The 17995-nt window shown below is 45.1% G+C and carries 20 protein-coding genes; 10 read left to right on the top strand and 10 right to left on the bottom strand.

Going from position 1 to position 17995, the window contains the following annotated elements; translation table 11 throughout:
- Positions 1-87: 87 nt before the first annotated feature.
- Together dmeF and VCHENC03_RS11780 are read left to right on the top strand one after the other, a co-directional pair.
- On the top strand, positions 88-1002 hold the full coding sequence (gene dmeF, locus VCHENC03_RS11775; protein ID WP_009706254.1) for a CDF family Co(II)/Ni(II) efflux transporter DmeF: 915 nt from the start codon (positions 88-90) through the stop codon (positions 1000-1002).
- Positions 1002-1418 (top strand): MarR family winged helix-turn-helix transcriptional regulator, encoded by a 417-nt coding sequence (locus VCHENC03_RS11780; protein WP_005439069.1) that lies wholly within the window; start codon positions 1002-1004, stop codon positions 1416-1418. Before dmeF ends, VCHENC03_RS11780 begins: the two co-directional genes overlap by 1 nt.
- Positions 1419-1477: 59 nt before the next feature.
- On the opposite strand, the gene VCHENC03_RS28125 is transcribed toward VCHENC03_RS11780, so the two are convergent.
- From VCHENC03_RS28125 to VCHENC03_RS11790, 3 genes are all read right to left on the bottom strand, one after another.
- Positions 1478-1606 (bottom strand): hypothetical protein, encoded by a 129-nt coding sequence (locus tag VCHENC03_RS28125; RefSeq protein ID WP_009706253.1) that lies wholly within the window; start codon positions 1604-1606, stop codon positions 1478-1480.
- On the bottom strand, positions 1606-1734 hold the full coding sequence (locus tag VCHENC03_RS28120) for a hypothetical protein (RefSeq protein WP_009706252.1): 129 nt from the start codon (positions 1732-1734) through the stop codon (positions 1606-1608). Before VCHENC03_RS28120 ends, VCHENC03_RS28125 begins: the two co-directional genes overlap by 1 nt.
- 88 nt (positions 1735-1822) lie before the next feature.
- A complete protein-coding gene (locus VCHENC03_RS11790; protein WP_009706251.1) occupies positions 1823-2158 on the bottom strand; it encodes a hypothetical protein in 336 nt (111 codons plus the stop codon).
- Positions 2159-2746: 588 nt separating this feature from the next.
- Here VCHENC03_RS11790 and VCHENC03_RS11795 point away from each other — a divergent pair.
- Positions 2747-2935 carry a hypothetical protein gene (locus tag VCHENC03_RS11795; RefSeq protein WP_009706250.1) on the top strand — a complete coding sequence of 63 codons (189 nt, stop codon included), beginning with the start codon at positions 2747-2749 and terminating at the stop codon, positions 2933-2935.
- 71 nt (positions 2936-3006) lie between these two features.
- On the opposite strand, the gene VCHENC03_RS11800 is transcribed toward VCHENC03_RS11795, so the two are convergent.
- From VCHENC03_RS11800 to ugpB, 5 genes are all read right to left on the bottom strand, one after another.
- Positions 3007-3816 (bottom strand): HAD-IIB family hydrolase, encoded by an 810-nt coding sequence (locus VCHENC03_RS11800; protein ID WP_009706249.1) that lies wholly within the window; start codon positions 3814-3816, stop codon positions 3007-3009.
- A complete protein-coding gene (locus VCHENC03_RS11805; RefSeq protein ID WP_009706248.1) occupies positions 3809-4966 on the bottom strand; it encodes a sn-glycerol-3-phosphate import ATP-binding protein UgpC in 1158 nt (385 codons plus the stop codon). Before VCHENC03_RS11805 ends, VCHENC03_RS11800 begins: the two co-directional genes overlap by 8 nt.
- Positions 4967-5815: a sn-glycerol-3-phosphate ABC transporter permease UgpE gene (ugpE, locus tag VCHENC03_RS11810; RefSeq protein ID WP_005439065.1), complete on the bottom strand. Its 849-nt coding sequence runs from the start codon at positions 5813-5815 to the stop codon at positions 4967-4969.
- Positions 5815-6696, bottom strand: coding sequence for a sn-glycerol-3-phosphate ABC transporter permease UgpA (ugpA, locus tag VCHENC03_RS11815; RefSeq protein WP_009706247.1), 882 nt, complete (start codon positions 6694-6696; stop codon positions 5815-5817). Before ugpA ends, ugpE begins: the two co-directional genes overlap by 1 nt.
- A gap of 127 nt (positions 6697-6823) precedes the next feature.
- Positions 6824-8131: a sn-glycerol-3-phosphate ABC transporter substrate-binding protein UgpB gene (ugpB, locus tag VCHENC03_RS11820; protein ID WP_009706246.1), complete on the bottom strand. Its 1308-nt coding sequence runs from the start codon at positions 8129-8131 to the stop codon at positions 6824-6826.
- 230 nt (positions 8132-8361) lie between these two features.
- On the opposite strand from ugpB, the gene VCHENC03_RS11825 reads away from it, so the two are divergent.
- The 3 genes from VCHENC03_RS11825 to VCHENC03_RS11835 all read left to right on the top strand — a co-directional run bounded on the left by VCHENC03_RS11825 (position 8362) and on the right by VCHENC03_RS11835 (position 10196).
- The gene (locus VCHENC03_RS11825; protein WP_009706245.1) at positions 8362-9114 is read left to right on the top strand and encodes a glycerophosphoryl diester phosphodiesterase; all 753 of its coding nucleotides are present in this window, start codon (positions 8362-8364) and stop codon (positions 9112-9114) included.
- A complete protein-coding gene (locus VCHENC03_RS11830) occupies positions 9107-9859 on the top strand; it encodes a DeoR/GlpR family DNA-binding transcription regulator (protein ID WP_009706244.1) in 753 nt (250 codons plus the stop codon). The genes VCHENC03_RS11825 and VCHENC03_RS11830 overlap by 8 nt, the downstream gene beginning before the upstream one ends.
- Positions 9860-9977: 118 nt before the next feature.
- A complete protein-coding gene (locus VCHENC03_RS11835) occupies positions 9978-10196 on the top strand; it encodes a hypothetical protein (RefSeq protein ID WP_005439057.1) in 219 nt (72 codons plus the stop codon).
- Between the two features lie 65 nt (positions 10197-10261).
- On the opposite strand, the gene VCHENC03_RS11840 is transcribed toward VCHENC03_RS11835, so the two are convergent.
- Positions 10262-10687 (bottom strand): universal stress protein, encoded by a 426-nt coding sequence (locus VCHENC03_RS11840; protein WP_009706243.1) that lies wholly within the window; start codon positions 10685-10687, stop codon positions 10262-10264.
- A gap of 154 nt (positions 10688-10841) precedes the next feature.
- A complete protein-coding gene (locus tag VCHENC03_RS0125930) occupies positions 10842-11093 on the bottom strand; it encodes a DUF6482 family protein (protein ID WP_032802781.1) in 252 nt (83 codons plus the stop codon).
- 367 nt (positions 11094-11460) lie between these two features.
- Here VCHENC03_RS0125930 and VCHENC03_RS11845 point away from each other — a divergent pair, with 367 nt between their 5' ends.
- The 4 genes from VCHENC03_RS11845 to VCHENC03_RS11860 all read left to right on the top strand — a co-directional run bounded on the left by VCHENC03_RS11845 (position 11461) and on the right by VCHENC03_RS11860 (position 17995).
- Complete coding sequence (locus VCHENC03_RS11845; RefSeq protein WP_009706241.1) at positions 11461-13032, top strand: ABC-F family ATP-binding cassette domain-containing protein; 1572 nt, start codon at positions 11461-11463, stop codon at positions 13030-13032.
- A gap of 176 nt (positions 13033-13208) precedes the next feature.
- A complete protein-coding gene (locus tag VCHENC03_RS11850) occupies positions 13209-15365 on the top strand; it encodes a prolyl oligopeptidase family serine peptidase (protein WP_032802780.1) in 2157 nt (718 codons plus the stop codon).
- A 629-nt stretch (positions 15366-15994) separates the two neighbouring features.
- A complete protein-coding gene (locus VCHENC03_RS11855) occupies positions 15995-16786 on the top strand; it encodes a hypothetical protein (RefSeq protein ID WP_009706239.1) in 792 nt (263 codons plus the stop codon).
- A 75-nt stretch (positions 16787-16861) separates the two neighbouring features.
- Positions 16862-17995, top strand: a complete 1134-nt coding sequence (locus VCHENC03_RS11860; RefSeq protein ID WP_009706238.1) for an efflux RND transporter periplasmic adaptor subunit — start codon at positions 16862-16864, stop codon at positions 17993-17995.

Here is a 17995-nt window from a genome sequence, read left to right as displayed (position 1 = left end):
TTCCTAGGTTGACATTGTTTGATAATCAAACTAAATTAAAATCAAATAATTTGATAATCAAACTAAAATTGGAAGGTAAGTGTCGCAATGGCTGTATCGCAACATTCACATGATTTCGTTTCTCATAACCAAAAGGGTGAAAAACGCACGCTCTACGTATTGATTCTAACTGTGACCACTATGGTTGTAGAGATTGCTGCCGGAACTATGTTTGGCTCAATGGCATTGCTCGCAGATGGTTGGCACATGGGCACACACGCAGCGGCATTTTGTATTACTCTTTTTGCTTACCGCTATGCGAAACAAAACGCTCACAATGACCGCTTCTCATTTGGTACGGGCAAGGTGAGTGTACTCGGCGGTTTTACCAGTGCGATTGCGTTGGGGATTGTGGCACTGATGATGATGGTTGAGTCGATTCATCGTCTCTTTAATCCAGAAAGTATCCAATTTAACGAGGCGATCATGGTCGCGGTGATTGGTCTCGTGGTTAACCTTGCAAGCATGCTACTTCTGCAAGATCACCATCATCATGGGCATGACCATCACGATCACCACTCTCACGATCATGAGCACGAGCATCATCACGACCACAACTTAACCGCTGCGTATTTCCACGTGCTGGCGGATACATTGACGTCTTTGCTGGCGATTGTGGCGCTGATTGTCGGTAAGTTTTACGGTTGGGTTTGGTTAGATGCCATGATGGGTATTGTGGGTGCCGTTGTGATTGGTAAATGGACCTTGGGCTTAATGAAGCAAACAGCGCCTGTATTGTTGGACGAGAGCATCAACAAGTCTTACCGAGATGAGATTATAGAGACGCTTGCACCTTATGCTGAGATTGTTGATTTACACATCTGGAAAGTGAGTGGTCACCATTACTCTGCGGCAATCGCACTGAAAAATCACAGCGACAAAACGCTGGATGAATTTAAGCAATTATTGAGTAAATTTGATAAGATTCATCACCTGACTTTGGAAGTTCAAACGACTGACTGATGCGCGAATTAGAAAAGCTGAATCAAACGCTTACCGAGTTCTATGACAAAATGTCTTCTTGGGAGCAATCTGTAGTAAAAGAAACGGGTTATTCACTGGCTCAAACTCACACCATCGAAGTGTTGGGTGGGCACGGTGCAATGCGTATGAAAGAGTTGGCCGAGAAACTCGGTATCACCACGGGTACGCTGACGGTTCAAATTGAGAAGCTGGTGAAAGCAGAGCTTATTGAGCGTTGCCCGCACCCAGAAGATCGTCGCGCAATTGTTGTGAAGCTCACACCAGCGGGTGAAGAGATTCACCGCCACCACAATCAACTGCATTTAGATTTGGTTCAAGACTTAACGCGTAATATCGACCCTGAGCATCAAGCGATTTTGTTCGCCTGTTTAGAGAAGATGAATCGAGAATTTTGATTGGTTTTTTAAACCCTAAATAGCAAAAAAGTAGAGCACCGAAATGCTCTACTTTTTTATTATAAGCTCGATAGAATTTGCTCTATTGGCAATTGTGTAAACGCGTAAGTGACGCCAACACAGAATGCAGCGCCGGTAATGCCCATGGCGACGGTCGTTGCGAGTAGCAGAAGGGTAATCTTAGGCATTAGAGATTAAACTCCTTCTTAAAGGTTGGGTAAATGACACCATTAGCCTCTTGGTACGCTTTAAAGCCATACCCAAACGTTAGTGCTGCCATCACAATGGCAAATGCCGCAATGTTTCTTCCTTTCATCCTTAAACTCTCAACTGTTTGTATTGAACAAAGGTAATAAACACTCTGCCAATAGTTTATCTATTGCTTATTAAATTCGGTTCTTCAATTACTGGGTAAAACACACGAACAGTACCCATGCTGTTGTTAGCACAAGTAGTGGTGTGAACACCTTCTGAATTGAAGCACCATCGGTTAGGTCATAAATCACGATCGATTCTTTATAGAACGCGCGTTTGAATGAACCAAAGCTGATTTCATTTTTAACTTCAGATTGCTCGTAGTGCTTGCGAGCTGAGTCTGTCATTTGAGACTCTAGATCTTGCATCTCGTATTCTTTGTTAAAAAACGCATCCCACGCCGAAATACGTGCAATAGCTTTTGGCGAACGATTGCCTTTCAGTTTTTCTAGACGCTTAGCGTATGCAGCTTGATATTTATCCACGATGAATTCCTACATGAATAGACTGTAATGCAGAACACAGCTTTAAATGCTCTGCGCAGTGGTTGTAAAAATTAGAAAATGGGAATCAAAAGGAAATTTTTACATCAGTAGGAAAGTTGCAGATGAGGAAGTACGGCATTTGATTGTTAAAGAGCGTAAGGAATGTCATCCCTTGTGCTGCGGATAATATGGGCTGCTTTTGGATGCGACAAACAAAAATAATTAGTGAAAACAACAAGCAATCTTTGTTGCGAGATTGTCCATTCTGGGCATGGTAGGCTGCTTAAATTGGAGAAATGCTAAGTACAGCAAGGGCTTAAGCGGTGTTTCTCGGTGAGAGATTTTTAAGCACTTATGATAAATAAACTTCACAACTGCTAATTATAAATACATCAGAAAGCGATATTCTTTTTCTCGTTGGAGTGCTTAATAAAGATTGAGAGTTTGATTTTCTCATGCAATCCGCCGCAGTCTTTACTCCTTCTTTTCACTCAATCCGAATATATTTCCCCCCTCCATGGTGATATTTGGATTGAGTGTCTTTTTTTCTCAATGAGGGATGAAATAAGGAATAAGTAGCATAAAAATATGGAACAGCAGCAATTTAGTGCAATAAAGCAAAAACTGAATTCTTTGACGTTATCGCAATTGAATGAGGTTTATCAGTTGGTTCAGAATGCAACCAAACAGGAAGTGACAGTGCGTTTGAGTGAAGAAGAACGCCAATTCATCCATCGACTGTTCGCCGAAGAGAGAACCGCGTCCTCCTATTCTTAGGGTATCCATTTACCCGAGTATCTAACCCTTTCGAAGGCTGCACTTTTACCAAACAGCCCTGATAAAAGCCGTTACTGCCTTTTGGCTTTGACGATTAGGTTAGCCAATTGGGCAAACCCAAAACCGCCATTTTCCTCGGTCAAAAAGCTAGGTTTATGATTAAGCTTCGCCAATAAAGGGCGAATGTTGTTTACGCCAAAGGTCGTTGGCAGCCACTCAAACATGCCTTCATCATTCAATGAATCTCCCACATAAGTGATACGTTCCAAACTCGGTAGCTCACCATTATTGAACTGCTTAATGTACGCTTCACCGCTAGTACGCTTACTGTGATTACCTACCCAAGCATTGATGTGAATCGAACTCAATGTGGCGTTCACGGGGTGAGACTCCACATTCAAATTCACTATGCGATTAAGAAGCTCCATTGTCGTGGAAGGGGAAACTGGCGCTCTATCTTGCGCTATGTTCACCGCAACGTCACAGTAGCGAAAACTCTGATCTTGGCTGAACTCGACATCAGGGTACTCTGCCAAAATGCCCGCAATGCTTTCTTGTAATGCGCGTTGTTCTTTGCGCATCGCTTCGGTTGGGCGAGCGAAGGTGGTATTGAATCCTGTCGCGTCTTTTCTCATCCAAAACGCGCCATTTTCACCAATCACACCATGCAGTGACCACATCTTTGCCATTTGGTCACACCAACCAGCACATGCACCTGTTACTGCGACCACTTTTACGCCCACACGCTCTAACTCTGCTAGCGCAATTAATGTCTCTGGTGGCAGTTTGCCTTGCCAAGTCAACGTGTCGTCCACGTCGGTCAGCAGCCATTCGATCTGTTTCAGGCTCTCCACATTGAGCTCTGATAACGGGTTAGGCATTCACCACTCCTTGCTTGTTTACTTTAGGATTGATTGCTTGGGTATTGTTACTGACGTCTTGCAGTGACACCGCTGGAGCCAGTGTACACTCGATGCGCTTTTCTGTATTGGCATCAAATAGATGAACATGCTTTGGTTTGATATCCAGACCAAGCTTGTCGCCAATTTGAATAGGCGTATGCCCCTCAACACGAACAACCAGCTTTTGTGAGTCATCGCCTTCTGTGCGGCAGTAAAGCAACAAGTCAGCACCGAGCGATTCAATCAATTCGACTTTTACCTGCAACCATGGGTCATCTTGGCTGATTTGTAAATGCTCTGGGCGAAGCCCCAGTTTTACTTCACCTAGATCTAAGTTTGTTGTGGATGTAGGCAGCAGTGCGTCACCAATAGTAATGCCGTCAACGCTAACATTGCCATCCAAGATGTTCATGGATGGTGAGCCAATGAAGGTCGCGACGAACAGAGAAGCAGGGTTATCGTATATCTCTAGCGGTGTGCCGACTTGTTCGACATTACCTTTGTTCAGCACGACAAGTTTGTCTGCCAGCGTCATTGCTTCCACTTGGTCGTGGGTAACGTAAACCGACGTGGTACCAAGGCGACGTTGCAGCTTCTTTATTTCCAAACGCATTTGAACACGCAGTTTGGCGTCTAGGTTAGATAGAGGCTCATCGAACAGAAACACCTTTGGTTCACGTACAATTGCACGCCCCATCGCGACACGCTGACGTTGCCCGCCAGAGAGCTGCCCCGGTTTGCGGTCGAGTAGGTGATCCAACTCCAGCATCTTTGCTGCTTCGTGAACCAATCGCTCGATTTCCGCTTTCGGTGTTTTGCGGTTGCGCAGCCCATAAGCCATGTTGTTGTACACCGTCATGTGTGGGTACAAGGCGTAGTTCTGGAAAACCATGGCAATATCGCGCTCGCCCGGTTCGAGATCGTTGACGATTGTAGTGTCGATCTTGAGCTCACCAGAGCTGATTTCTTCTAGACCCGCAATCATGCGAAGTAGGGTGGATTTACCACAGCCACTTGGGCCAACCAATACGACCATTTCACCGTCGCAGATATCAAGATTGAGTTTTTGGATCGCCTGATAGCCGTTCGGATAACATTTAGCGATATTAGAAAGAGTTAACGTGGACATTTATTTCTCCGAATCTACCAGACCTTTAACAAAGGCTTTTTGCATTGCAATTACCACAATCACGGGTGGCAACATCGCGATAATGGTGGTGGCCATAATTTTGTTCCATTCCACAACACCATCAACCACTCCAAGCATCTGTTTGATACCCATTACGATGGTGTAGTACTGCACGTCAGTGGTGATCAGCAGTGGCCATAGATATTGGTTCCAGCCGTAAATGAAAGTGATGACGAACAGTGCAGCGATGTTGGTACGCGACAGGGGCAACAAGATATCGAAGAAGAACTTGATTGGTCCTGCGCCATCAATGCGTGCAGCTTCCACCAACTCATTCGGTACCGTTAAAAAGAACTGACGGAACAAGAAAGTGGCGGTCGCACTGGCAATCAGCGGAATGGTTAAGCCGTAAAATGAGTTGAGCATGTTGAGGTTCGTAATCACCTCAAACGTCGGCATGATGCGAACTTCAACGGGTAACATCAGCGTGAAGAAGATCATCCAGAACGCCAGCATTCGTCCCGGAAAACGGAAGAACACCACTGCATACGCTGACATGATGGAAATGCTCAACTTACCGATGGTAATGCACATCGCCATAATGAAAGAGTTCAGCAGCATACTGCCAATCGGTAAAGTATTGTTGTTGTACTGAGTGTCGTTACTCAATAAGTCAGTAAATACACTAAAACCCAAGTCTCCAAACCACAATGGAGTGCCCGTAGCGAATGCACTGTTCTCATGGGTCGTTGCTACGATCGCAATCCAAACTGGAAGCGCAATCGAAATGATGCCAAGAATCAAAATGACATGGCAAAACAGATTAAAAAACGGTCTTCTTTCTACCATCAGTACGCCACCTTCTTCTCAACATACTTAAATTGAATCACAGTCAGGGAAGCAACCAAGATCATCAGGATCACAGACTGTGCGGCCGATGAACCTAAATCCAGCCCGATAAAGCCATCGTTGTAGACTTTGTAAACCAAGGTCGAGGTGCTGTTACTTGGACCGCCTTGTGTCATCGCGTGGATGATGGCGAACGTATCAAAGAATGCATAAACAAAGTTCACGACCAACAAGAAAAAGCTGGTTGGTGAAATCAGTGGGAAGCTAATAGTGATAAAGCGTTTGATCGGACCGCTACCATCAATGGCTGCGGCTTCGTGCAAAGACTTCGGAACGGATTGCAGCGCCGCTAAGAAGAACAGAAAGTTGTAGCTGATTTGCTTCCAAGTCGAGGTGATGATCACCATCCACATCGCATGGGTCCCATTGAGCGTTGGGTTCCAGTCCACGCCAAACAGGTTCAACAGTTCGGTCATGACACCGATAGTTGGATCGAATAAAAATAGCCATAACGAACCTGCGACAACCGGAGCGACCGCATAAGGCCAAATCAAGAAGGTGCGATACATGGTTGCGCCACGGATGATTTGTTCGGCGAAAGCGGAAAGAACAAGTGCGCTGACCAACGCGAGCACCGCAACACTGATGCTAAATTGCAGCGTGGTCATTAATGAATTTAGGTAAAGGGGATCATGGATGAGCTTTTCAAAGTTCTCCAAACCCACAAACTCACGGCTCATGCCGAAAGCATCTTCAAGTTGAGAAGATTGGAAAATGGCTTGTCCTGCCGGCCAGATGAAGAACACCAAGGTGATCACCAACTGAGGTGCGATCAGCGCAACCGGAAGCCATTTGTGTTTAAAAACAACAGGTGAGGACATACAAATACCAAAGTAAAACAGGCAAGGTGTGTGAACGAATTCCCCACCCAAGATGGGCGGGGAGAGTGCGTATCTGAGTGGTTATTTGAATAAGACTCAGTGCACCATTGTTCGTTATTAATGTTCGTTACTTCTGTGTGCGCTCAAAGCGACGTAGCTGCTCGTCACCACGACGAACTGCATTGTTTAGCGCAGCTTGTGCCGTTGCTTTGCCTGCCCACACTGCTTCTAGCTCTTCATTGATGATGTCGCGTGTTTGCAGGAAGTTACCAAAGCGAATACCTTTCGAGTTTTCTGTAGGCTCGGTTGACGTCATTTGTAGAACCGCTGTATCAGTGCCTGGGTTCTTAGCGTAGAAGCCTTGTTCTTTCGTTAGCTCGTAAGCCGCTTTAGTGATTGGTAGGTAACCCGTGAACTGGTGCCAATCTGCTTGGACTTCTGGACTAGAAAGGTAAGAGAAGAACTTCGCCACGCCTTTGTATTCCTCGCTTGAATGACCACGAAGTACCCAAAGTGATGCACCGCCGATGATGGTGTTTTGTGGCTTCGCGACGATCTCTGAATCATAAGGCAGTTGCGCCACGCCGATATCAACGTCTTTCATGTTCTCTTTAATGCCAGCAAGACCTGCCGAGGAACCCATAGTCATGGCACACTCTTGGGTGTAGAACAGTGGCATACCATCAGATTGGCGACCGCCGTACTTAAAGATGCCTTCTTTCGACCATTTGCCCATTTGGTCAATGTGACGAACAAACGCCGAATCATTGAACTTAAACTCGGTGTCTAAGCCAGCAAAGCCGTTGTTGTTATTGGCAACAGGAACGTTGTTACGCGCACCGAAGTTTTCGATCTGCGTCCATGATTGCCACGTTGTGCTGAAACCACACTTCGCACCAGATGCCAGCAGCTTACGGGAAACTTCTTCCATCTCTTTCCATGTCTTTGGTGGGTTTGCTACGCCAGCTTTTGCGAACATGTCTTTGTTGTAGTAAAGCACCGGCGTAGAGCTATTAAATGGCAGGGAAAGCATGTTGCCTTCGTTTGTGGTGTAGTAACCCGTTACGGCTGCAAGGTAATCATCAGGGTTGAACGACTCTTTGGTGTCTTCCATCAATTGGTAAACAGGATAAATCGCTTTGTCTGCGCCCATCATGGTCGCCGTACCCACTTCGAATACTTGTACAATCGCTGGCTGCTCTTTTGCTCGGAACGCCGCGATAGCACTGGTCATGGTTTCTGCGTAGCTGCCTTTGTAAACCGGTTTGATCTCGTATTCTGATTGGCTTGCGTTAAAGTCTGCCGCAATTTCATTAACCTTGTTACCTAGCGCGCCGCCCATCGCGTGCCACCACTCAACCTCTGTTTTTGCTTGTGCTTGCGTGCTGATGAATGCCGCTGCAACTGCAAGTCCGGCGAGGTGTTTAATAGCCATAATGATTCCTTTTCATTGGATGATTTGAACAGGTGTTTCCTTGCGAATGTTCATTTTGATTATGAATCCGCTCCAAAAAATTCAAATGAACATTAAATGAGCCAAATGACGTTCTAGTTACAAAAAAATGAACTTATTTGAACATTACTTTCGTCACTATTTTGTAATCAAAGCGTCATTGAGGGTTGAGATAGTTCATTTGAAAACAAATGAAAAAGACGGAATAAAAAATGAAAATAACAGCACACCGCGGCTTATCCAGTTTGGCTCCAGAAAACACCTTATCGGCAATACAACGCGCCATTAAGTTTGGTTGCGAATGGATTGAAATCGACGTTCAGCTCAGTGCGGACAACATTCCTGTCGTCATCCATGACAAAACGGTCAACCGCTGCACGAATGGTCGAGGTAAAGTCAAAGATCTGACTTTGCAGGAGCTGAGAACACTCGACGCAGGCTTGTGGTTCGGTGATGACTTCGCAGGCGAACCTATCCCTAGTTTAGAAGAGACGCTTGAGCTGACTTCAAGAGCGGGTGTGAAGCTTAATATTGAATTGAAGGTTTACTCTGGTGACGAAATCGACCTGTTGTGCGAAAAGGTTGCGCAGGTGATTGAGCATTTGGGTGTAGAAGCGGACGCGATTCTGTTCTCTAGCTTTAACACAGAAGCCTTAATGATGATGAAAAACTACCTGCCAGAAGTGAGAAGAGGGCAGCTATGGCAAGAGATTCCAGATGATTCCCCTGTCGTGCTACAACACATTGATGCATACAGTGTGCATTGTGATTACCGTTTCCTGACTGAATCGCAAGCCCAGAAGATCAAGCAGTATGGTTATCAACTCTTCTGCTATACACCAAACTTTCCTCAATTAGTTGAAGCACATTGGCATTGGGGCGTGGATATGATGATTACAGATACGCCTCAACGTTATAAAGTTAAAGTGCCTTCAGCCATACGAGAACCCGCATTGAATGAATAATTTAAACGTCCGTCAACAAAGCATCATTGAACTAATTCATCAGCAAGAATATTGCTCGATAGAAGAACTTGCCCAACGTTTCGAAGTCACGACGCAAACCATTCGTCGCGACATCAATGAACTTTGTCGACTCGGACTTACCCGACGCCATCATGGTGGTGTCGGACTGCCTGCTACTCTGAGCAATCGCAGCTATGCCTCTCGCCAAGTCACCAATCAACAGGAAAAGCAGATCATCGCCGATGAAGTGGTCAAAGCTATCCCAAACGGCACGACTCTGTTTCTAGGTATTGGTACCACGATTGCTTTGGTTGCTGAGCGTCTAGCTAATCACAGCGAGTTACGTGTGGTGACCAATAACTTCGAAGCGGCGCATATTCTTTCTCACTTTGAACACATCGAAACTTGGATTCCGGGTGGTCGTATTCGTACTAACGATCGCGACGTCGTGGATGGTTCGGCAGAGCAGTTTTACGGCCAGTTTTCTGCAGACATCGGAATTATTGGCTGTGCAGGTATCACCGAAATCGCGCAGCCTCATTCAGAGATGGTCAATTTTGGTCGCACTGAAGTTGAGACTCAGTTGTTCGCGATGGAACATGAGTTGCGAGAAGCTAAAGTGAGCCAAGCAATTTTAGCTAACTCCGAACAAAAGTGGTTGGTGGCGAACAAGAGTAAATGGCAGCGAAGAGCCAACACTAAGGTGGCGCCACTCAATTATTTCGACCGCGTTTTCAGTAACTGACCTTTTGCTCGCCATACTTGTCTAACTCGTAGGAAAATCCGTTATTGATTCGACCTGCGTGATGCTTTTTCATCGCGATTCGCTATGCTTAGATGATTGAAAATAAAGAGGTCATGCCATGTTTGAATCGGATAAAACCAAAGTAAGAAACTTGCTTGTTGCGACACGTTTTGGCGTCTCTGCCTCTGAAATGCCGACCATTATTGGGGTGAAGCAAGATAAAGCGCTCAAGCTGATTAATGAGCTGAAGCAAGAAGGGGAAGACATTCACTCGTTAGGGGAAGGGAACAACCCAGAAGAGTTGGTGCTGTATTCGATTGGTGAAATAGAGCCTTAATTGAGCCAACAAGAAACACAAAAAAGCCGCCCATCGTTGGCGGCTTTTTAGATCCTTCATTCAAACTAGTCGTGAATCGGCACAACCAGAATATCTACCGGAGACTTGTTGATCAGATGTCTTGAGTAAGAAATGATCTTGCTCCAGAAGTCTTGATGGTGGCCACAAATAAGCAGATCAACTTCTTGCTCTTTGATGGTCACTTCCAGTTTATCCGCCAAGTCACCCGTGCCAACGAAGAAGTGCTTCAATGGCTGCTCCATGTAATCGCTAAAGGACTTCAAGCACTCCATTGAATGTTCATTCAACGGTCTTTGGTCTGGGTTTGCTTTGATATCGACAAGCTCACGATAAATTTCGCCATGAGTACCATCGATATGAATAAAAGAAATCTCGGCACCGAGATAACTCGCCATAGATACCGCTCGGTCAATCAACACAGTACTCTCATCAGACAGTTCCAGTGCGACTAGGATATGTTTGTATTTCATAACCACGCCCTCTTGTGGAATACACTACCAATAGCATAGTACGCCTTTAACAAAAAATGTGTTGATAAGATCCCGAAATCGCTCAAAGTTTTGGCAAATTATCACCAGCCTAAGAGCGAGAGGATATAGGGGGAGGGCGAAAAAAGAGCCGGTACTAATACCAGCTCAATTCAATCTCTAATGGCACGTCACAGCGTATTCTTTCTCCACACATCTCATCGGATGCGTTGAGGTGAACCAGTTTTGCAGAGGAGTATCCTTCTCCTCGAAAGTGGTCTCTCGCCTCGCAGAGGCTGGCAAATTTGAGCGGGCTTTTGTGCTCGTTCAATATCAGTGACTTCGTATGGTTTTCCACATTGTAAGCGAGGTAGATACCACCCTCGACCGATTCAATCAAAAGATTCATAGCCGTTTCCCATTGGTGTTTTCACTCTTTGGCTGTTACGGCGAGCGATGGATTTTAGTTCACTTCTGGATCGAACCGATTCATGTGATGACAGAAGTCGCTTGCTTTTTATACAAGGAAACCTTTAGACTTTGTGCATCACTTCTTTAGGAGATTACGCCAACATGAACAACTAAACCTGTCATCCAACTCTCATTTTATTTTTTGGATTTACAGGGTTAGTAGGCGTAGTTCACTTTCCGATATTTCTTTGCAATTACCATTTTTCTGTTTGAAGCGCTTCTATGCACGCGTGTATTTGCATCGATCTCATCTCTAGATTTATCTCAAGCTACGGCTGTTGTCCCTGTCATACAGGAGGCAAATTATGCCAGTTTTACAGGCTTACAATATCAGTCACCAATTTGGTAATGGCGAAACGCTGTTTCAGCAAATCTCATGTTCAATGACCAAACGTCGTGTTGGGTTAGTCGGACGCAACGGTGTCGGAAAATCGGTGTTTGCATCGATACTCAGCGGTGAGCAAACCCCAACCAGCGGTACAGTAACCTTACCAAGGTCCTTTGCGGTGTATCGCCAGCAACCATCTCACTTGTTGGGGGGAGAGCTTTCGATTGCCCAATTTTTAGCAAAGGACAACGTGCTAAGCGCGCTCAAACAGATCGAGATGGGCGATTGCTCTGAGCATTTGTTTGAGGTGGTGGGCGAACAATGGGATTTGCCCATCCAACTTGCTAAGCAGTTAGAAACCATGGGTTTACCGCCACAGCCACACTTTCCTTGTTCGCAATTGAGTGGCGGACAGTTAGCGCGTTTGCAGCTGTGGCAGTTGTTCGACAGCGAACTGGAATTGCTGATCCTTGATGAACCATCAAACCATCTTGATACGCATGCCAAGCAGTGGTTGATTGATTCGATGCGCAGTTTCTCAGTTGCGATTCTGCTCATCAGTCATGACAGAGAGTTACTGCGCGAAATGGAGGAAATCTGGGAGCTATCCGGTTTAGGCTTGCAAGTGTTTGGCGGTAATTACGACGTATATGCCGAGCAAAAGCGCACCGAACTGCAAGCGGTGGAACGCCAATTAGCTGCTGTCGATAAACAAAAAAAGCAATTGGAAGAGCAAGCTCAGCGCAATCGGGAGAAAGCAGAACAAAGAGCGGCTCAAGGTAACAAGCTGAGAAAGGATGGCAGCCAGCCGAAAATCTTACTAGATGGTATGAAAGACAAAGCCACAGCCCGAGCCGCCAGTCGTAATAAAAACGAGCAACTTCGCCAAGCGCACCTGCAGGAGAAAGAGCAAAGCTTGCGAGTGCGTAAAGAGCAAATTAAAGGGCAAAAACTGTATTTGGCAGACAGTCAAAGTCGCTCGCGAAAAGTCGTGTCGCTCTTAGAAGGCGTGCTGCCATTTGGTTCGGCTCAACCCATCACTGCGCAAGTTCATGCGGATGATAAATTGCATTTGTTGGGCAAAAACGGATGCGGTAAATCGACCTTACTGAAAACCCTCTTGGGGGAGTTCTCACTGCAAAGTGGTGAGCTACAAATCAATACGCCGCTTTATTATCTCGACCAGCACTTTGGTGCGATAGAGCCTGAACTCTCGATGTTGAAAAACCTAATGCAACATTGTGAGGGGATGAAAGAGAGCGATGCCAGAACATTACTCGCAGGCATTGGCTTTCGCCGAGACAGTGTGTTTCGTTTGGGCAGCGTATTGAGCGGCGGCGAGAAAATGAAGCTCGCGATGCTGATTGTCAGTCATCAACCAACGCAGCCTTTGTTGCTCTTGGATGAGCCAGATAATCACCTCGACTTGGATTCGAAAATCATGCTTGCTCAGGCACTAAGTGCGTATCGAGGTGGCTTTATTCTTATCAGTCACGACCAAGATTTTGCTGCGGAGTCGGGTGTGTCTCGAAGCATTGAACTGAGCTAACAAGCTCTTGTCTATAACTCCACATTGAGGGGGATCACCGAAGCTAAGCAGCTAGTTTGGCTTTGGTGACTTTAAAACCTTTACCAAGCAATTTTCTCAAAGCAATTAGAATCCTTACTTCGATATGGGTAAGATGCTTGATGCATTACACAAAACAAAAACAGAAAAGGAAGTCTATGAAAAAGAAAACCTTAGCACTGGTGACCGCGTTTGCGATGACGGGCATATTGCCGAGTGCTTATGCCGAAGACTCAACAAAGGAGTTGGTTGAACACGTACACAAAATGGCGGTGAAGTACCCAACGACAAAGAAAGTCGATGTGGTGGATGAGTATTTTGGTACCAAAGTTAGTGACCCATACCGCTGGTTAGAAGACGACCGGAGTAAAGAAACCGCAGATTGGGTGAAAGCGCAGAACCAAGTCACGTTCGATTACTTGGCGCAAATTCCTTATCGTCACCAGATTGAAGAACGCTTAACTCAGTTGATGGATTACGAGAAGTTAGGGCGTCCATTCAAAGAAGGTAAATACACCTATTTTTATAAGAACGACGGTTTACAAAACCAAGATGTGCTTTACCGCCAACTTGACGATGGCAAGCCAGAAGTCTTCCTCGACCCAAATACCTTTAGCGAAGATGGCACGACCTCGCTGGCGAATGTGAGCTTCACCAAAGATGGTTCTTTAGTCGCTTACAGCATTTCAGAAGGCGGTAGTGATTGGCGCAAAGTGATTGTGCTTGATGCTGAAACCAAAAAGCCTGTCGGTGAGACGCTAGTGGATATTAAGTTCAGTGGCGTAAACTGGTTAGGCAACAAAGGTTTCTACTACTCAAGTTACGACAAGCCAGAAGGCAGCGAGCTTTCGGCCAAAACCGACCAACACAAGCTTTACTACCATGAGCTAGGCACTAAGCAGAGTGAAGACAAGCTTATCTTCGGTGGTACGGAGGCTGAGAAGCACCGATACGTTCGTGGTTACACTTCCGACGACCAACGTTACCTGTTTATTTCGGCAAGTACTTCAACGTCTGGCAATAAACTGTTCTTCAAAGATTTGACCAAGCCAGACAGTCCGCTGCAAACTATTTTGGATGACACCAATTCTGATACTTGGGTGATTGATAGCAAAGGCACCAAGCTGTATTTGGTCACCAACTTAGATGCACCAAACAAACGCGTGGTGACGGTGGATGCGAGCAACCCTGAGCCGAAGAATTGGAAAGATTTAATTCCTGAAACTGACAACGTGCTTAGCCCATCAACCGCGGGCGGTTACCTATTCGCAAGCTACATTGTTGATGCCCTTTCTATGGTCAAACAATACGACATGGACGGCAAGTTCATTCGTGAAATCAAGCTACCAGACATAGGCAGTGCTTACGGTTTTTGGGGTAAGAAAGAAGACGCTGAAGTCTATTATTCTTTCACCAACTACAAGACGCCAAGCACGACCTATCGCTTAGACATCAAAGACGGTGACAGCGAGGTTTACCACAAATCGAACGCACCATTCGACCCGGCACAATTTGAATCTCGTCAGGTGTTCTACAAGTCGAAAGATGGCACCAAGATTCCGATGATCATTACCTACAAGAAAGGCACTCCGATAGACGGAAGTGCACCAACGATTTTGTATGGTTATGGTGGTTTCAATATCAGTCTAACGCCTTACTTCAGCCCAAGCCGAGCTGCATGGTTGGAAATGGGTGGTATCTATGCTGTCGCGAACATTCGTGGTGGTGGTGAGTACGGTAAAGAGTGGCACAACGCCGGCACCAAATTAGAGAAGCAAAACTCGTTTGATGACTTTATTGCCGGAGCTGAGTTCCTTATCGATAAAGACTACACCTCGTCAGACAAGCTCGCGATTAACGGTGGCTCGAACGGCGGCTTGCTTGTTGGTGCAGTGATGACGCAGCGCCCAGAGCTGTTCAAAGTGGCACTGCCAGCAGTGGGTGTATTGGATATGCTTCGCTACCACACCTTTACGGCAGGAGCGGGCTGGGCTTATGACTACGGTACAGCAGAACAAAGTAAAGAGATGTTCAATTACCTCAAAGGTTACTCGCCAGTACACAACGTTAAAGCCGGTGTTAAGTACCCTGCAACTATGGTAACAACGGGTGACCACGATGACCGTGTGGTTCCTGCGCACTCGTACAAGTTTGCGGCTGAGCTACAGTCTAAACAAGCGGGTACAAACCCAACTTTGATTCGAATCGAAACCAATGCAGGTCACGGTGCAGGCACACCGACTAGCAAGGTCATCGAGAAAACTGCCGATGTTTACAGCTTTACTTTGTTCAATATGGGCGTTGAAAAGCTGTAAGCGAGAGGGCGGATTAACCGAAGAGCTTAAGCTCATTTACCTTGGAATTAAAACGCAGTCTTCGGGCTGCGTTTTTTATGTGAATACAAGGGATAAAGTAAGAGTGACAGTTCTCACATTCCTCATTATTTCTCTGTAGGGTATTAAACGGTACTTTTACAAAAGGGAGAATAACATTATTTTAATATAAAATGCTCCACAACTGTAAAGTATAAATATGAAATAGGAAAATTACATAGATATAAAAAACTTCTGTATCTCACGTATTTACTAGCTAATATCAATAGTGATTCTTTTTTGTTAACTTATAGAATCAAAGAAAGATTTCACATGAAGAAGTGATGTTAAAAACAACTTATTATTTGTTTTGTCAATGCTTGTTTATTTCTAGTTCCATTGTTTTCTTATTATTTCTTCTTTTACCAAAGTTTAGGTTATAACTCATATAACCATAGGTGATTGAACTTTCTATACCATTTCTCTTAATTTACGCACAGCGTCAATCCTTTAGCCATCATTAGAATAGCATTTAGAAATATTATCCTCCAAAGCTTGCTTCTGAACGTTTGCTGTTTGTGATGACTCGATGACGCAAAACAATTAATTATCATGAGAATGGACAAAATCCTATGAATTTGGTGAAACCATCTGTTGTTGTAATGGCAGCAGCAATCCAGTTTGCGTCCCCCGTTTTTGCTGAGACAAATTCAGATGAACAATTACAAGATATGTCGGATCCTCTTGCGGTTTATACCCAAGCAGGTTTTGGTATTACGGACAAAGGAGCAAACATCAAAATAGGCCAAACTTATAAAGCGTCACAACCGGGCACGATGGCAATGAACGTTATCGAAGTCAAAGGTATTGGTGGTGAACTGTTTGGCATTCGAGACAAAGATGATCCGTTGTACAGCAAAGTGGATGACAGTATTGATTCCTTCCGTCTGCGTAATTTCCAAGTTGAAGTGGCGAAAGGATTGGGACGTCAGCTTGATGTGAACTACGACGTGGATGCTGACAAGTTAGATGCATCGTACAGCTTCATCAAGGCCTTGCCTAAGCTTGGTGTCGTCCAGCTTTACCCACTAGCAGGTGCAGGTGTAACGATCGCCAACGATTTCAGTGGTGAAGACAACGGCTACGAGATTCCGGGGACGTTTACTGTGGTCGGTATGTATTCGAAAATCGATATTACCGACAAAATTTGGATCAACTACAACCCGATGTATATGCACACCTTGTCGGGCTCAAGTGATTATAAAGACGCGTATTATGCAGGTGAGGATAATATCTTAACGCATGAATTTGCGATTTCTTACCAAATAACACCACGCTCAAATATTCGTTACTTCGCTAACTGGAATGAGCAAGTCGACTTTGGCGATGGTGATCACCGCATCGAATATAACTACCAATTCTAATAATTATATTTATATCTCAGGAATAAACGAGTGGGCGTATTTTCATAAGCTCACTTTTTCCTAAGTAGGTCTATTATGAAAGTCCAAAATAAAGCAGTATTACTCTCTCTACTTATTACGACTACCTTACTCTCTGGGTGTAATACTGATGAGGCGAAAACACTAGATAAGGCAGTCCCATCAGTCGAAACGCTCACTCTCACTAAAACACCAATCACCCCTTACCATACCTTTATCGGCAGAACCGAAGCTGTCAATGATGTTGATATTATGCCGAGAGTGGGAGGAGAGTTGACCGCGATTCATTTCAAAGATGGAGATATGGTTGAAAAAGGTCAGCTTCTATTTGAAATCGATTCGAGACCCTACGAAGCTGCACTTTCCTATGCCGAAGCATCATTAGAAAAGGCCCACGCTAACTTGCTTCAAGCTAACCGAAATGCACAGCGAGCTCAAAAGTTGATCAAAGACAAGAGCATCAGTGAGCAGCAGTTTGATGAGGCGATTACAGATAAAGCAACGGCTAGTGCAGAGGTGGAAGAGGCAAAAGCGACTCTGGTTTCAGCTAAGCTTGATTTGGAATTCTCGTCAGTTCGTGCTCCATTCTCTGGTCGTGTGGGATTCAGTAACTTTCGCGTTGGCGACCGCATCTCAAAAATACAACTTGTTCCACTCGTTTCGATTACCCAAATTGATCCGATTCGCTTTGGTTTTGATGTGGATGAAAAACTCTATCGACGTGTAAGAAATGCAATTGATGTGGCACGAAGCCACGACGAAAAGCTCAATGTTGATGTAACGCTTTCTTTATCCGACGGCAAAACATATCCGCACAAAGGAAAGATCTATGCACTTGGGAATAAGATCGATTTAGAAACAGGCTCAATTCAGGCTGAGGCTCAGTTTGACAATCCAACTTACTCACTCATGCCGGGTGAATACGGAAATTTGACGATCAAACTCCGTAACAAAACGATTGATGGGTTGCTAGTTCCGTCATCAGCGATTCAACAAGATCAAGCTGGTAGCTACGTTATGGTGGTTGCTGATGATCATGTTGTCTCACGTCGCAATATCGAGTTGGGTCAAGTTTATGGTGTGAACCATGCTGTCCTATCAGGCCTGTCTGAAAATGAAAAAGTCATTGTGAACGGTCTACAAAAAGTGCGTCCAGGCAGCACTGTGAATGATATTGAGCGACAGGGTTAG

Origin of the sequence: Vibrio sp. HENC-03, from assembly GCF_000305755.2 — a bacterium.
Lineage (GTDB): Bacteria > Pseudomonadota > Gammaproteobacteria > Enterobacterales > Vibrionaceae > Vibrio > Vibrio owensii.
Note: the sequence above shows the minus strand (reverse complement) of the source record. Positions and strands in the feature narration are given on the sequence as shown.

Excerpts from the sequence above, each read along its gene's own strand:
- dmeF (WP_009706254.1), top strand. The coding sequence starts at position 88 with ATGGCTGTATCGCAACATTCACATGATTTCGTTTCTCATAACCAAAAG.
- VCHENC03_RS11780 (WP_005439069.1), top strand. The coding sequence starts at position 1,002 with ATGCGCGAATTAGAAAAGCTGAATCAAACGCTTACCGAGTTCTATGAC.
- VCHENC03_RS28125 (WP_009706253.1), bottom strand. The coding sequence starts at position 1,606 with ATGCCTAAGATTACCCTTCTGCTACTCGCAACGACCGTCGCCATGGGC.
- VCHENC03_RS28120 (WP_009706252.1), bottom strand. The coding sequence starts at position 1,734 with ATGAAAGGAAGAAACATTGCGGCATTTGCCATTGTGATGGCAGCACTA.
- VCHENC03_RS11795 (WP_009706250.1), top strand. The coding sequence starts at position 2,747 with ATGGAACAGCAGCAATTTAGTGCAATAAAGCAAAAACTGAATTCTTTG.
- VCHENC03_RS11800 (WP_009706249.1), bottom strand. The coding sequence starts at position 3,816 with ATGCCTAACCCGTTATCAGAGCTCAATGTGGAGAGCCTGAAACAGATC.
- VCHENC03_RS11805 (WP_009706248.1), bottom strand. The coding sequence starts at position 4,966 with ATGTCCACGTTAACTCTTTCTAATATCGCTAAATGTTATCCGAACGGC.
- ugpE (WP_005439065.1), bottom strand. The coding sequence starts at position 5,815 with ATGGTAGAAAGAAGACCGTTTTTTAATCTGTTTTGCCATGTCATTTTG.
- ugpA (WP_009706247.1), bottom strand. The coding sequence starts at position 6,696 with ATGTCCTCACCTGTTGTTTTTAAACACAAATGGCTTCCGGTTGCGCTG.
- ugpB (WP_009706246.1), bottom strand. The coding sequence starts at position 8,131 with ATGGCTATTAAACACCTCGCCGGACTTGCAGTTGCAGCGGCATTCATC.
- VCHENC03_RS11825 (WP_009706245.1), top strand. The coding sequence starts at position 8,362 with ATGAAAATAACAGCACACCGCGGCTTATCCAGTTTGGCTCCAGAAAAC.
- VCHENC03_RS11830 (WP_009706244.1), top strand. The coding sequence starts at position 9,107 with ATGAATAATTTAAACGTCCGTCAACAAAGCATCATTGAACTAATTCAT.
- VCHENC03_RS11835 (WP_005439057.1), top strand. The coding sequence starts at position 9,978 with ATGTTTGAATCGGATAAAACCAAAGTAAGAAACTTGCTTGTTGCGACA.
- VCHENC03_RS11840 (WP_009706243.1), bottom strand. The coding sequence starts at position 10,687 with ATGAAATACAAACATATCCTAGTCGCACTGGAACTGTCTGATGAGAGT.
- VCHENC03_RS0125930 (WP_032802781.1), bottom strand. The coding sequence starts at position 11,093 with ATGAATCTTTTGATTGAATCGGTCGAGGGTGGTATCTACCTCGCTTAC.
- VCHENC03_RS11845 (WP_009706241.1), top strand. The coding sequence starts at position 11,461 with ATGCCAGTTTTACAGGCTTACAATATCAGTCACCAATTTGGTAATGGC.
- VCHENC03_RS11850 (WP_032802780.1), top strand. The coding sequence starts at position 13,209 with ATGAAAAAGAAAACCTTAGCACTGGTGACCGCGTTTGCGATGACGGGC.
- VCHENC03_RS11855 (WP_009706239.1), top strand. The coding sequence starts at position 15,995 with ATGAATTTGGTGAAACCATCTGTTGTTGTAATGGCAGCAGCAATCCAG.
- VCHENC03_RS11860 (WP_009706238.1), top strand. The coding sequence starts at position 16,862 with ATGAAAGTCCAAAATAAAGCAGTATTACTCTCTCTACTTATTACGACT.